General features: G+C 56.8%; 16 protein-coding genes. 15 read left to right on the forward strand and 1 reads right to left on the reverse strand.

Annotated elements, in window-relative coordinates; genetic code table 11:
* The first annotated feature begins 17 nt into the window (after positions 1-17).
* The 14 genes from hisC to PM3016_RS15165 all read left to right on the forward strand — a co-directional run bounded on the left by hisC (position 18) and on the right by PM3016_RS15165 (position 11429).
* Positions 18-1118 carry a histidinol-phosphate transaminase gene (gene hisC, locus PM3016_RS15100; RefSeq protein WP_013916519.1) on the forward strand — a complete coding sequence of 367 codons (1101 nt, stop codon included), beginning with the start codon at positions 18-20 and terminating at the stop codon, positions 1116-1118.
* Positions 1115-2203 (forward strand): prephenate dehydrogenase, encoded by a 1089-nt coding sequence (locus tag PM3016_RS15105; RefSeq protein WP_013916520.1) that lies wholly within the window; start codon positions 1115-1117, stop codon positions 2201-2203. The genes hisC and PM3016_RS15105 overlap by 4 nt, the downstream gene beginning before the upstream one ends.
* 491 nt (positions 2204-2694) lie before the next feature.
* Positions 2695-3288, forward strand: a complete 594-nt coding sequence (locus PM3016_RS15110; protein ID WP_013916522.1) for an RNA polymerase sigma factor — start codon at positions 2695-2697, stop codon at positions 3286-3288.
* Complete coding sequence (locus PM3016_RS15115) at positions 3285-3908, forward strand: anti-sigma factor family protein (RefSeq protein WP_013916523.1); 624 nt, start codon at positions 3285-3287, stop codon at positions 3906-3908. The genes PM3016_RS15110 and PM3016_RS15115 overlap by 4 nt, the downstream gene beginning before the upstream one ends.
* A gap of 31 nt (positions 3909-3939) precedes the next feature.
* A complete protein-coding gene (locus PM3016_RS15120) occupies positions 3940-4536 on the forward strand; it encodes a histidine phosphatase family protein (RefSeq protein ID WP_013916524.1) in 597 nt (198 codons plus the stop codon).
* 139 nt (positions 4537-4675) lie between these two features.
* Positions 4676-5803: a hypothetical protein gene (locus PM3016_RS15125; RefSeq protein WP_013916525.1), complete on the forward strand. Its 1128-nt coding sequence runs from the start codon at positions 4676-4678 to the stop codon at positions 5801-5803.
* Between the two features lie 52 nt (positions 5804-5855).
* A complete protein-coding gene (locus PM3016_RS15130; RefSeq protein ID WP_013916526.1) occupies positions 5856-6362 on the forward strand; it encodes a gamma carbonic anhydrase family protein in 507 nt (168 codons plus the stop codon).
* 57 nt (positions 6363-6419) lie between these two features.
* Positions 6420-6611: an IDEAL domain-containing protein gene (locus PM3016_RS15135; RefSeq protein WP_013916527.1), complete on the forward strand. Its 192-nt coding sequence runs from the start codon at positions 6420-6422 to the stop codon at positions 6609-6611.
* A 128-nt stretch (positions 6612-6739) separates the two neighbouring features.
* Positions 6740-7210, forward strand: coding sequence for a DUF2487 family protein (locus tag PM3016_RS15140; protein WP_014370045.1), 471 nt, complete (start codon positions 6740-6742; stop codon positions 7208-7210).
* Positions 7211-7439: 229 nt separating this feature from the next.
* On the forward strand, positions 7440-7985 hold the full coding sequence (locus PM3016_RS15145; RefSeq protein WP_014370046.1) for a QcrA and Rieske domain-containing protein: 546 nt from the start codon (positions 7440-7442) through the stop codon (positions 7983-7985).
* Between the two features lie 19 nt (positions 7986-8004).
* Entirely contained in the window at positions 8005-8676 is a 672-nt protein-coding gene (qcrB, locus tag PM3016_RS15150; protein ID WP_013916530.1) for a menaquinol-cytochrome c reductase cytochrome b subunit, read from the forward strand.
* Positions 8677-8737: 61 nt separating this feature from the next.
* Entirely contained in the window at positions 8738-9631 is an 894-nt protein-coding gene (locus PM3016_RS15155; RefSeq protein ID WP_014370047.1) for a menaquinol-cytochrome c reductase cytochrome b/c subunit, read from the forward strand.
* 193 nt (positions 9632-9824) lie between these two features.
* The gene (locus PM3016_RS15160; RefSeq protein ID WP_014370048.1) at positions 9825-10514 is read left to right on the forward strand and encodes a DUF1405 domain-containing protein; all 690 of its coding nucleotides are present in this window, start codon (positions 9825-9827) and stop codon (positions 10512-10514) included.
* Between the two features lie 36 nt (positions 10515-10550).
* Entirely contained in the window at positions 10551-11429 is an 879-nt protein-coding gene (locus tag PM3016_RS15165) for a sporulation protein YpjB (protein WP_014650807.1), read from the forward strand.
* Between the two features lie 26 nt (positions 11430-11455).
* Here PM3016_RS15165 and PM3016_RS15170 read toward each other — a convergent pair whose 3' ends face one another.
* Positions 11456-12322: a YitT family protein gene (locus tag PM3016_RS15170; RefSeq protein ID WP_014370050.1), complete on the reverse strand. Its 867-nt coding sequence runs from the start codon at positions 12320-12322 to the stop codon at positions 11456-11458.
* 169 nt (positions 12323-12491) lie between these two features.
* Between PM3016_RS15170 and PM3016_RS15175 the strand changes: the two genes are divergently transcribed.
* Entirely contained in the window at positions 12492-12833 is a 342-nt protein-coding gene (locus PM3016_RS15175; protein WP_013916535.1) for a nucleotide pyrophosphohydrolase, read from the forward strand.
* Positions 12834-12878 lie beyond the last annotated feature (45 nt).

Consider the following 12878-nt stretch of genomic DNA (forward strand, 5'->3'; position numbering starts at 1 on the left):
AGGACGAGGTGACAGTAGTGCAGCCTAAGAAGAATATCGTGCATCTGCCGGTATACCAGCCCGGCAAACCTATGGAGGAAGTCAAACGGGAGCTTGGTCTGACGGAAGTCATCAAGCTTGCCTCCAACGAGAACCCGTTCGGGTGCTCGCCGAAGGCGAAAGAAGCGATCATCTCGGCAGTCGATAACGCCAGCATCTATCCGGACGGCGGAGCGGTCGACCTGACGGCGGCCGTGTCCGCCCATCTGGGCGTACAGCCGAACCAGGTGATCTTCGGAGCGGGCTCCGATGAAGTCATCCTGATGATTGCGCGCGCGTTCCTGACGCCGGAAGACGAAACGATCACGGCTTTCCCGACATTCCCGCAGTACAAGCATAATGCGGAAGTCGAGGGAGCGGCGGTCATCGAAGTGCCGGTGGACGAGGAAGGCAGGCATGATTTGAAGGCGATGCTCGCGAAGGTGAACGAGAAGACGAAGATCGTCTGGATCTGCAACCCGAACAACCCGACAGGGACCATGCTCAGCGAAGCCGAAATTACGGCGTTCCTCGACGCGGTTCCTTCGCGTGTCATGGTCATTCTCGACGAGGCTTATGCCGAGTACAACGTCACAGGCGAATACCCGGACAGCATCTCGCTGCTTCAGAAGTACAACAATATCGTTGTGCTCCGCACGTTCTCCAAGATCTACGGTCTGGCTTCCCTGCGCATCGGCTTCGGTGTGGGTCATCCGGATGTGATCCGTTCGGTGAACCAGGTGCGCGAGCCGTTCAACACGACCGGCTTCGCCCAGAAGGCAGCCTTGGCCGCCGTTAACGATCAATCGTTCATCGAGAGCTGCCGTGAGGCGAATGCGGCGGGCATTCAGCAGCTGAATGCGGCTTTTGACAAGCTCGGACTCCGCTATTTTGATGCGCACGGCAACTTTGTCATGGTAGATGTGGAGCGCCCGGGCGGAGAAGTGTTCCAGGGGCTGCTGCGCAAAGGCATTATTGTCCGCCACGACCCGAGCTGGGGATATCCGACGAGAATCCGTGTGACGGTGGGCAGCACGGAGCAGAACGAGAAGTTCCTGAAGGCGCTGGAAGAGGTTCTGAGCGAAGTGGCGGTTTCATGACGAAAATCGCAATCTACGGAGTCGGTCTCATCGGCGGGTCCCTGGCCCTGTGCTTCAAGGGCAAGCCGGGGCTCACGGTTGTAGGCCACTCCGGCAATCCCGCCTCAGTGGCCAAATACCTCAAACGCGGCGTGGTCGACCATGCGACCACCTCGTTTGAAGAAGCGGCCGCCGATGCGGATTTTATTTTCCTGTGCGTCCCGGTGGGCAACCTGAACGAGTATCTGGAGAAGCTCGCTTCCCTGCCGCTCAAGCCGGGCTGCATCATCACCGACGTCGGCAGCACCAAGGCGTCGGTATCCGCCTTCGCCGCACAGCTGCGTCTGTCCGGCGCCTGCTTCATTGGCGGCCATCCGATGGCCGGCAAGGAAAAGTCGGGCGTGGAGGCGGCTTCGTCGCTGCTCTTCGAGAACGCGTTCTACGTGCTGACGCCGGACCACGACACCCCGGCGGAGGCCTATGAGCGTCTCGCCGTGCTGCTGCAGCATACGAAGGCCCAGCTCGTGAAGGTGGAGGCAGGTCTGCATGACGAGATTGTCGGCGCCATCTCGCACCTGCCGCATATCATTGCCGTTGCTCTGGTGAACCAAATAGCAAAGTACAATGAGGCGAACCCTCTCTACCGCGATCTGGCGGCTGGAGGCTTCCGCGACATCACACGGATCGCCTCAAGCGATCCGATCATCTGGCGCGATATTCTCATCAATAACAAGAAGGTAGTCCTTCAACTGCTTCAGGACTGGAACGAGGAAATCCTCTCGTTCATCCGTCTGCTGGAGGCGGAGGACGGGGAAGGGATTGAGCGGGAATTCCAGCTCGCCAATACGTTCCGCAGCGAGCTGCCGGAGCGCCGCAAAGGCGTCATTCATTCCTTCTATGACATTTATATCGAAGTTCCCGACCATCCGGGGATTATCGGGCAGATCACTACTTTGCTCGGAAGCCACCGGGTGAATCTCAGCAATATCCAAATCATCGAAAGCAGGGAAGACGTCCCGGGCGTGCTCCGGCTCTCCTTCAGGGAAGAAGAGCAGATGGACAAAGCCCTGGAGCTCCTCAAAGAAGACTACGCGGTTCACGTGTAGTCTTTTTTTCTTGAGTATCGTTAAGGAGCGGCTGTAGGAAGAATAAACAGGGGAGGGGAGCCCCGATAAAAAAACTTCAAAAAGGGGGAAACGTTTTCAAAAAAAGTATTGACTTATTGTAACCGTATACATATAATAAAAGTACAGTATGGTTTCTCTCCACTCCTATCCGAATAATGGCACTATGTGCAACCGCCTGAATCATTCAGGCGGTCTTTTTTTGTTCCCGGGGCATAGCTTGAAAGCGGTGATTGGCCGAGTGAACATCACATCCTGCTGGGAATTCCAAGAAACTTGTCGAGAAAGCAGGATTTTTCGTTCTTTGCATCGAATCAATACAAGCGGAACTCCGGCCAGAATTTGCTGTGCCGCCGCGGTACCGTTTTCTTCATTTTATTTTAAGAATACGCGCAACTTTTCTGCTCCCAGGGCAGTACAATGAGGTAGCATCGCTGGGAGTGTGCAGGATTGTCAAGGAGGGTCGCTTCAGGATGACCGATTCCCAGTTGATTCGTGAGATCAAAGACGGCAACGTCCAACTATATGATGAACTCATGCGCCGTTACGAGCGCAAGATTCTCGCTTTTATTTTTCATATGCTCAAGAGCTCCCAGATGGAGTCGCTTGCGGAGGACCTGTGCAACGAGACGTTCTACAAGGCCTACCGCAGTCTGCACTCGTTCCGGGAAGTGGAGGCCACCTTCTCCACCTGGCTCTACACCATTGCTCGCAATACGGTGCTCAGTGAGCTGCGCAAGCATAAGAATACGAAGGTTTCTTTGGAGCAAAGCGGCTATACGCCTACCACGTCGATTGAAACGCTGCCGGAGCAGACGGTCCTTCGCAACGAGAAGGTATCTCTGGTCCGGGATGCGATCAACAACCTGCCGGAGAAGCAGCGTTCCGCGCTGATTCTGCGGGAATACGACCAGCTCGACTACCAGGAGATTGCGAACATACTCGGCCAGACGGTCAGTTCCGTGAAATCTTTGTTATTCCGGGCCCGGGCCAGCGTGAAGCTTCAGTTGGAACCATACTTTCTTGAACCTATCTTTGAGGAGTATGAGGGGATGAATGGCAGATGAAGTGTGAAGACATCCATGAATGGCTCGGCGTATACTGGGACCTGCCCGAGAACGATCCGAACCGCGAGAGCGTAGACCGGCATATTCACAGCTGTCCGGATTGCGCGGAGGAATTTGAGATTTGGCAGGAGAGCACGGAGCTGATCCGTTCGGCTGCAGGGCAGGAGGAGCTTCCGGGGCCTGCGGTATCCGTATCTTCGAATGTCATGAGCCGCATTTATGCGGACGAGTCCTGGCGGGTGCCGGTAGGGGAGAAGCTGTATGACTTCTCGGGAAAGCTGCGCCGCAACCTGACCGCTCTGGTCGGCCTCAGTATCGCCGCCTTCCTGTTCACCTTCTTCCTCTCGCTGAACGGGGACCCGGCACCGCAGACGGGGCTGGTGAAGGAAGCATCGATTTTCGGCCGGATCGGGGATCCGATCGCAGCCTCCTCCGGACAGGAGTCGATGAATGTGCGCTCCATGCCGACGGCGGTAGCCTCGCTGAAGGGGTTCAACGAACCGTTCATGTACTCGGTCGGACCGATTCATACCGTACGGGATTATCTGCTGTTCATATCCCTGCTGGGATTAACAGCCACGCTGCTGACCATGAACTGGCTGTTCCGTACGCGCAAGTAACAGAATTGAACGAAGCACGGGAGTGACTGCAATGACGATTCTTGGATTGATCCGGCACGGCACGACGGAATGGAATCTCGAAGGCCGGATGCAGGGGCAGATGGACACGCCGCTCGCCGAAGTGGGCCGGATGCAGGCCCGTCTGCTGGCCAAGCGGCTGCAGGGGGAGGCATGGGACGGCATCCTCTGCAGCGATCTGATCCGTGCGCGGGAGACCGCCGAGACGATCTCGCAGGTGACCGGCATCCCGCTGCTCGGCACCGATCAGCGATTGAGGGAACGGGCGTTCGGAGAGCTGGAGGGGACGACGGTCGCGGACCGGGTGGCCCGCTGGGGGGAGAACTGGCGGGAGCAGGATCTTGGCATGGAGAAGGATGAAGACCTGCTTGCCCGGTGGAACGCCTTCCTGCTGGATACCGAACGTGAGCATGCCGGGAAGCGGCTTCTCATCGTGAGCCACGGAGGCTATATTGCTCCGGTGCTCGCCCGGTTCCTCGGGCGGACGATCGACGAGCACTTGAAGAATACGTCGCTGACGGTCGTGGAACGGCTGGAGGCACAGTGGAGCTGCAGTCTTCTGAACTGCACGCTGCATCTGAAGGAACTGGAAGAAGGGGCGGTGGGCTGAGCCTGCCGATTCCTGTATTAGAGAGAAGGAGAGCACTTTGGTGCTCTTCCTTTTTTTTGTCCCTACGTTTAAATCCGGCATAAATTCCCATAATGGGTACTAAGAAAGTGTGGCACCCGAAGTGCTGGAGGGACAAAGCATGAATCTTGCCGACATGTTGTGTTACGCGGATATTCATGAGCTGAGCCGCATTGCCGGCACATACAAGTGCGAGTGCAACGGGCATTCCAAGAACGAGCTGATCCAGTCGATCCTGTCCACGGTAGGCCGCAGGGATGTCTTCGAGCATCAGGTGGGCAGTTTGTCCATAGAAGATATCCGCTTCTTGAACTCGCTGCTCTTCGATACGCGGGATACCTTCTCCCTGGAAGAGCTGACGGCGAGGGTTCAGCAAAGCCGATTCACAAAGGAGGGGGATGAGGACCCGGGCAGCCCCCGCGAAGCCATTGTCCGCTTCAAGCAGCGGGGCTGGCTGTTCAGCGGGTATTCGCAGCAGACGCGGTATCTTTTCCAGGTGCCGGCCGATCTGAAGCGCCGCTTTATCGGCGTGCTGGCCAAGCAGTTCGGCGAGCGGCTGGTCCGGACGGAGGAACCGCCGGTGTACCGCGACGAACAGAAGCTGCTGCTGGACGACATCCTGGCGTTTCTGCAGGTGCTGCGGGATCAGGATGTGACGCTTACGGCCGAAGGCGCCATGTATAAGAGAAACCTGACGGGCATCCTCGACCGGTTCGCCGTAAGGGAGGAACCGCTCGGGAGGACGGCGTGGAGGTTCGGCTACGGCCGGATGTTCCGCGATTATCCGAACCGTTTCTCTTTCATTTATGACTACTGCTACTACAGCGATCTGATTTCGGAGCACGGCGGGCGTCTGACGCTGACCGAACACGGGCGTATGCGGCTGCAGGAAACGCGGCGCGAAGATCCGGTTCAAGTGTACCGATTCTGGTTAAGGCTCTATAAAGGTCCGATTCCCCCGCTGCAATCGCTGGTCCAGTGGCTCGGCCGGCTCTGTCCCGAGTGGGTGACCTACACCTCGCTGCAGGAGGTGCTCGGCCCCCTGATTCGTCCGTTCTATTACGATTCGGCGGAGTCGATCCTGGAGCAACGGGTGCTGCAGATGATGATGCACCTCGGGCTGCTGCGGATCGGTGAAGATCCGCAGCACGGCACGGTCATCAAGATGACGAAGCTCGGCACAAGCATTGTGGAAGGCACCTATGTTGCGGAAGAGGACAAGATCGAGATCCCGTTTGACAAAGCTTAAAGGCGCCTGCTACAATCACTCCATTTCAATCATGAACAGGGAGTGAATGCTCATGCTGCACAGCTACAACGGAATCCATCCGAAGGTTCACCCTACGGTGTTCCTGGCACCAGGGGTACAGATTATCGGGGACGTCGAGATCGGAGAAGGAGCCAGCATCTGGTACAATACGGTGCTGCGCGGAGATCTGGCTCCGATCCGCATCGGAAGGCGGACGAACATCCAGGACGGCTGCATCGGTCATGTCAACACGGATCAGCCGCTGATGATTGAAGATGAGGTATCGGTAGGGCATGGAGCGATCATCCACGGGTGCCGAGTAGGTAAAGGCACATTAATCGGGATGGGGGCGATTGTCCTTAACGGTGCCAATATCGGTGAATATGCTTTAATAGGAGCGGGTTCGCTCATCACCGAGAACAAGACGGTCCCGCCGTTTACGCTCTCCCTGGGCTCTCCGGCCCGGACTGTCCGTGAGCTGACGGAGGCAGATCTTGCACGGATGAAGCGGACGATGGAAAGTTATTGTGTCAAGGGCGAGGAGTACCGTAGAGGTTAGACATAAACCGCTCCTTGATCGTTCACAAACTATGAACGGGGTTTGGAGGTAGGTTCTATGGGCAAAATGAATGTGACTGGGGATATGATGCTTAGCTTGTTCGCCGAGATGGTACTGGATGAAGCGGTTCGCAGCTACAAGGAAAAGACGCTGACGCAGGAGATCGATCAAGCATTGGCGATGGGAGACGAAGCCTCCTTCATTGCCCTGACGACCGAACTGAATTCACTGCGCGCTTTGGGGCAATAGCCGCCGTACCGGTGCCGTTGGCGAGACAAAGGTGACATTTTCATGAAAGGCATGTGAACGCTGTTCATATGCCTTTTTTTCTGTGTTACATTAGGTAGCGGCATGAATAACACACGGAGGCGAAAGCAATGAAATTCAGTGAGATCAATGAAGGGCAGTGGGAGGAGCTGCGCCCTTACCTGGATACCTGCCTCCTGCCGGTGACCGGTCTGTCGGGGGCCGAGTCCCCTTGGAAGGCCGCGAGGGAGCTGGAGCATCTCCGCGATGCGCTGGACCTGCTCGAGATTCCGTTCAAGGGACGGACCGTTACATACCCGGCGCTGCACTTCACCCCGGCCGGAGATACGGAGAACATCCGCAGCCTGCTGCTGCAGGTATGCTCGGGGCTGCGAAGCGAGGGCTTCCGGTATGTGGTCCTGGTCACCGCCCAGCCGGAGGAGGCGATCTCCACCGAGGTGCTGGAGGCGGGAGGAGCGGACCGGATTCTCCGCGTCACGCCGCAGCAGCTGCAGCAGGCGGGGGCGGAAGCGAAGCGGGAGGCCGCCGGACTGATGACGGGTCTCTGGAATCCGGCCCAGGTCCTTGTGAAGCATGTATGATCTGTGGGAAAAATGCAAATTCTATGGAAGAACCTGTTTATCGGATTGTCAAATTTCAGTTGTGACAATTTCGTTAAATGTCGCGTAGCGCTTCCATGTTCCATGCCTCAATGGCTCCTCTCCATTCTTGACGCACCCTATGACGTAAGCTATTATAGTTATGTCCTAGTAAATGGTGTAAAGTTATGTCGAACGACTGATATATGTGGCAAAAGGGGGTAGAACGAGAATGAACGATCGCACGAATCAAGAATCGCAGCGTCATGGCGAGAAACCGGTTAAGCGTCGCGAAATGTCCAGACGCCAGTTTCTTTCCTACACCCTCGGTGGAGCGGGAGCTTTCATGGGTGCAGGCATGATTGTTCCGATGGTTCGGTTCGCAGTGGATCCGGTCCTTCAGCCTAAATCCCAAGCGGATTGGGTGAAGGTTGTGGAAGAAGCCCAAGTAACCGAAGTACCAAAATCCTTCAAATTCAAAGTGCATCAGGTCGACGGCTGGTACGAGAGCGACCCTGAGCTTGAAGCTTGGATTGCAAAAGGCAAGGACGGCAAGGTTTTCGCGCTCAATCCGACCTGTAAACATCTTGGCTGCACAGTGAACTGGAACGGTAGCCCGGAGCACAAGGATGAGTATTATTGCCCTTGTCACGGCGCACATTATACGGCCGACGGGAAGAACCTGGCTGTCGCACCGCTGCCGCTCGATGAGTATGAAGTAAAAATCGAACAGGGCTTTGTATACCTCGGTCAGCTCGGTCCGAACAAACGGGTGTAATAAGGAGGCGTAGCATCAGATGTTTAAAAACGTCTATAACTGGATCGACGAACGTCTGGATATCACGCCGATATGGAGAGACGTTGCGGACCACGAAGTGCCCGAGCACGTTAACCCGGCTCATCACTTCTCCGCATTCGTTTATTGTTTCGGTGGATTGACGTTCTTTATCACGGTTATCCAAATCTTGTCCGGTATGTTCCTTACCATGTACTACGTTCCGGACATTATCAACGCTTATGCAAGCGTAGACTACCTGCAGCATAAGGTAGCCTTCGGCGTAATCGTGCGCGGCATGCACCACTGGGGTGCCAGCTTGGTTATCGTCATGATGTTCTTACATACCCTCCGCGTATTCTTCACGGGTTCTTACAAGGCGCCCCGCGAGATGAACTGGGTCGTAGGTATGCTTATTTTCTTTGTCATGCTGGGTCTGGGTCTCACCGGCTACCTGCTTCCTTGGGACAACAAGGCTTACTTCGCTACGAGCGTTACGCTGAAGATCGTAGAGTCCGCACCTTATATCGGTCCTTACGCGAAGACGTTCCTGCAGGGCGGCGAGATCGTCGGCGCACAGACACTGACGAGATTCTTCGCACTGCACGTGTTCTTCCTGCCGGGAGCGCTGCTTGCCCTGCTCGCCGGACACTTCTTCATGATCCGCAAGCAAGGGATCTCCGGCCCGCTCTAAGAGCGGCGAAGCCTGCTTGACGTAAACGGTTCTCATGAATAACGAGAAGGAGGGGCGATTCGTGGCTCACGGTCCTAATAAAGATGAAAAAATCGTGTTTGTCGGGGATTCGCGTGTTCGTGCCAAAGCGTCCACGCTGATTCCTCAAGACTTTTCGGCATACCCCGGAAAATCGGAAGTCTTCATTCCGAACTTCCTGCTGAAAGAGTGGATGGTTGGTGTTGTGGTGCTCTGCGGCATCCTGGCACTGGTCATGTCCGAAGCGGCTCCGCTCGGCTACCCGGCGGATCCGACCAACACCCAGTTCATTCCGATGCCGGACTGGTACTTCCTGTTCATGTACCAGCTCCTGAAGTATCCGTATACATCGGATCAATTTATCGTACTGGGTACGCTGGGTGTTCCAGGGATTCTGTTCGGCGGTCTCATGCTGGCGCCATTCCTGGATACCGGTCCGGAAAGACGCTTCTACAAGCGTCCGATTGCTTCGACCCTGATGTTCCTCGGCCTGATTGCAGTTACGTATCTGACCGTCGTTTCATGGTCCCACTACCAGCATGAGCTCAAGGAGAAGAACATTATTCCTGAGCACATCAAGCGGGAAGAGGAAATGCATGCAAGCAAAGGGACTGCCGGCGGTGAAGGCGGCGGTGCCAAGAAGCCGGCTGCCTCGGCGGCGGCGATCGTGGCTCCGGATGATCCGGCTGCGGCGATCTACCAGAAGTCGACTTGCATCGCCTGCCACGGCGGCGACCTTAAGGGTATGCCATCGGCGAAGATCCCTGCGCTTCGCGGCGTAGGCGACGCCCATGATAAGGCGGCGATCCTTGGCATCATGAAGAATGGCGTAGGCAACATGCCTGCCCAGTATGATGCAAACATCAGCAAAGGTCTGACCGAAGCGGATCTCGACAAGCTGGCGGATTGGCTCGCGAAGCAAAAAGCAGCACAATAAGTTTCGAACACAAACCTGGCCGTGTCCTACGGCCAGGTTTTTTTAAAAGGCAGGGACAGCTGCGGGGAAGGCGGAAAGATCTCGGGAAGCGAGAGGGAAGCAGCCCTGCCTCTGGCGGGTCCAGCCTCATCTTTAGAATAGGGGCAGCCCATGTACAAGCGATGACTGCAGCTGCCTATGGGAGGAAGCACATTTGTCCTGGTTTCGGTGGTCCTATTGGTTTTCAAGAGAGTTTTTAACGAGCGGTCTGATGCTCTGGGGGTTGTTCTGGACCAACCTGCTCGGAACGATATACGGGTACCAGTGGTATGCCAAGCAGCTTGTATATACCGCAGGGGAGATGAATTTGGGCTTCCTCCTGCCCTTTGTACCGGACAGTCCGACGGCGAGCCTCTTCTTCACGCTGTTCCTCTGGTTCCTGATCCGTGACAAGCGGAGGGGAGCGGAAGGGGCCGGGCAGAGCCGGGTAAGTCCTTGGAGAGGCTTCGTCGAGGTGTTTGCCCTGGTGACTTCCTTCAAATACGGGATCTGGGCTGTGGCGATGATCTGGGCGGCCGCCTACCAGGGGGAAGCTCCGGTATGGCAGGATTGGATGCTGACCTTCTCGCATCTGGGGATGGCGGCCGAAGCGCTGCTGTACGCGGGTCTTTACCGCTACCGCTGGCTGTCTATTCTCCCGGTCGCCTGCTGGGTGGTGCTGAACGAAGCCGTCGATTACGGGTTCGGCGTGTATCCGTGGCTGCCCGGTGTGCTGGAAGATGACCTGGCGGAGATCGCTTCGTTCACCCTGGGACTCAGTCTGGCGGGGATTGCCCTCGCCGTTCTCCTGTGGTGGTTCAGAGCGAGGAGAGTGCCTCTGCAGGGGGGAAGAAAAGCGGTCTAATCCCGGACAAACCTCCATAAGATGTGCTAGGAGGGGATGACGGTGTTCGGTGACCGGAGAGGAAGAAGAGTCGGTTTCTTGCTCCTGCTGGCGGCGGTCTGCCTGCTTGGGACAAGCTGTGCGTCCGGCAGAGGGAAGGAGACCCCCCCGCAGCCGCAGCTGTCGGAGGCACAGAGGCAGCAGGCCGAGCTGCTGAATCAATCGGCGGAAGAATTGTACCAGAAGGCACTGCAGGGGGATGTGAGCGGCAGTCGTACCTCGCTGATCCAGATCAGCGATCTGACGACCGGTCTGACGTTCGAGGGGCTGACCACGGTCGAAGGCATGAATGCGCTGACGCAGACGATTACCGAAGCGAAGAAGGTGTTTCAGGCGGTCCGCTATCAACCGGCCGAAGGGCAGGTGTCGGCGGCGAAGCTGAGGCTGGCTGCGGATGCGCTGATCCATAAGAACCAGCCGCTCTGGCTGCAGCATTACAAGACGCTTCAGGAAGATGTGAATGCCCTGGAGAAGTCGGCGGCCGAAGGCAGCCGGGAGGCTCTGCGGCAGAGTGCTGCAGACCTGAGGGAGCACATCGGACTGCTTCATCCATCCCTGCTCATCTCAAGAGACGGGGCGGATGTGGCCAAACTGGACTCGCTGGTTTCGTTTGTCGGCACGCAAACGGACGGCAGCGCCGAGCACTTCCGGAATGTACAGAATGCCGCCGCTCCGCTGAGACAGACGATCGACAAGCTGTTTATGAAGAAGGAGGCCACGGCCTATCTTCCTTACCCGGAGCCGCCCCACCCGATCCTTTGGACAACGGCGTTCGGTTCGGTGATCCTCGCGGCGCTGGCCTTTGCCGGATGGAGGCTCTCGAAGAAGGACGGAGGTCTGACCACCGTCCGCCGGGGGGGAGAGGAGACCTTCTAGTCTCCTCGTTCCATAGAACCTAAAGCTTACCCGTTAGGCTTGAAGCCTTCGCCTACGACGTCGTGCACCTTCGTGATAATGAGAAACGCGAGGGGATCGATCGAGTGGACGAGGTCTTTAAGCCTTTTCATTTCGGTCCGGGATACGACGCAGTAGATGACGTTCTTCGGCTGATTCGAATAGGCTCCGAATGCAGGAAAGATGGTGGCCCCCCGGTCCAGCTCTTTGGTAATGACGGCGGCCACTTCTTCGGACCGGTTGGAGATAATGGTGAATGCCTGGGTCGCATACGAACCCTCGATGAGCACATCGATCAGCTTGGAAGCGATGAAGACGGCGACGAAGGTGTACAGGATTTTCTCGATAGGCAAAAAGAAGACGGAGAGGCCGATGACGACCACATCGATCATGAGAATGGTACGGCCGATGCTCACGCCCTTCCACTTGTTGGCGATCCGCGCCACGATATCGGCTCCGCCGGTCGTTCCACCGTACCGGAACACAATGCCGAGGCCGGTGCCCAGGGTGACGCCAGCATATGCGGACACAAGGAAGAGATCATGCTCCGTCCTGAACGGAACGAGCCAGCCGGCCGAGATCAGGAGCTCCATGATCCACAGGAAGAACGACACCGACATCGTGCCGATGATCGTATAGAGCATCGGAGCCCGGCCCAGCAGCCGCCAGCCGACGAAGAAGAGCGGAATGTTAAGCAAGAGCGTCGACACGGAGGGCTGCAGGCCGAAGATGTAGTTAAGCAGCAGCGCGACACCGGTGACGCCGCCCTCCATCAGCTCGTTGGAGATAACGAAATAATGAAGACCGAACGCGTAGATGGCCGTTCCGAACAGAATGGGAACGATGGTTTTGAGCAGATGTTGGACTTGTGGCATGACGAACCTCCCGGAGAATGGCCGGCGGCGGGCGCCGGGCCTACAATAGAGATTACCCTATTATAGCAAAAATCATTTGTCATTCGCCCTTCTTTTGCGTTAACATGGTACTGATGTCCGCGGTTTCGCAGACAGCTATCACGGAATAAGGCTGGTGAGCGTTCTCCACATGTCCGAGAAGACACTGAAAGACCTCCAGGGCGAGGTCCACGAATACATATCGCAGTTCAAAGAAGGGTACTTCCAGCCGCTTACCATGCTGGCCCGGATGTCCGAGGAAGTCGGGGAGCTGGCCCGCGAGGTCAACCACCGGTTCGGGGAGAAGCCGAAGAAGCCGGACGAAGAGGATAACTCCATCGAGCTTGAGCTCGGCGACATTCTCTTCATTACGATCTGCTTTGCCAATTCCCTGGGGATCGACCTGGCCGAAGCGCATGACAAGGTGATGCATAAATTCCGCACCCGGGATGCCAATCGCTGGACGAAAATCAACACCGAACCCGAAGCCTGAACATATGCTGTACCATCCCCCTTGCCCCGAAGCTCCGGGCAGATT

The organism is Paenibacillus mucilaginosus 3016, assembly GCF_000250655.1.
In the GTDB taxonomy this organism is placed as follows: Bacteria; Bacillota; Bacilli; order Paenibacillales; family NBRC-103111; genus Paenibacillus_G; species Paenibacillus_G mucilaginosus.

What these genes read in the sequence shown, in the direction of transcription:
- PM3016_RS15105 (WP_013916520.1), top strand. Translation starts at nt 1,115, where the DNA reads ATGACGAAAATCGCAATCTACGGAGTCGGTCTCATCGGCGGGTCCCTG.
- PM3016_RS15110 (WP_013916522.1), top strand. Translation starts at nt 2,695, where the DNA reads ATGACCGATTCCCAGTTGATTCGTGAGATCAAAGACGGCAACGTCCAA.
- PM3016_RS15115 (WP_013916523.1), top strand. Translation starts at nt 3,285, where the DNA reads ATGAAGTGTGAAGACATCCATGAATGGCTCGGCGTATACTGGGACCTG.
- PM3016_RS15120 (WP_013916524.1), top strand. Translation starts at nt 3,940, where the DNA reads ATGACGATTCTTGGATTGATCCGGCACGGCACGACGGAATGGAATCTC.
- PM3016_RS15125 (WP_013916525.1), top strand. Translation starts at nt 4,676, where the DNA reads ATGAATCTTGCCGACATGTTGTGTTACGCGGATATTCATGAGCTGAGC.
- PM3016_RS15130 (WP_013916526.1), top strand. Translation starts at nt 5,856, where the DNA reads ATGCTGCACAGCTACAACGGAATCCATCCGAAGGTTCACCCTACGGTG.
- PM3016_RS15135 (WP_013916527.1), top strand. Translation starts at nt 6,420, where the DNA reads ATGGGCAAAATGAATGTGACTGGGGATATGATGCTTAGCTTGTTCGCC.
- PM3016_RS15140 (WP_014370045.1), top strand. Translation starts at nt 6,740, where the DNA reads ATGAAATTCAGTGAGATCAATGAAGGGCAGTGGGAGGAGCTGCGCCCT.
- PM3016_RS15145 (WP_014370046.1), top strand. Translation starts at nt 7,440, where the DNA reads ATGAACGATCGCACGAATCAAGAATCGCAGCGTCATGGCGAGAAACCG.
- qcrB (WP_013916530.1), top strand. Translation starts at nt 8,005, where the DNA reads ATGTTTAAAAACGTCTATAACTGGATCGACGAACGTCTGGATATCACG.
- PM3016_RS15165 (WP_014650807.1), top strand. Translation starts at nt 10,551, where the DNA reads ATGACGGTGTTCGGTGACCGGAGAGGAAGAAGAGTCGGTTTCTTGCTC.
- PM3016_RS15170 (WP_014370050.1), bottom strand. Translation starts at nt 12,322, where the DNA reads ATGCCACAAGTCCAACATCTGCTCAAAACCATCGTTCCCATTCTGTTC.
- PM3016_RS15175 (WP_013916535.1), top strand. Translation starts at nt 12,492, where the DNA reads ATGTCCGAGAAGACACTGAAAGACCTCCAGGGCGAGGTCCACGAATAC.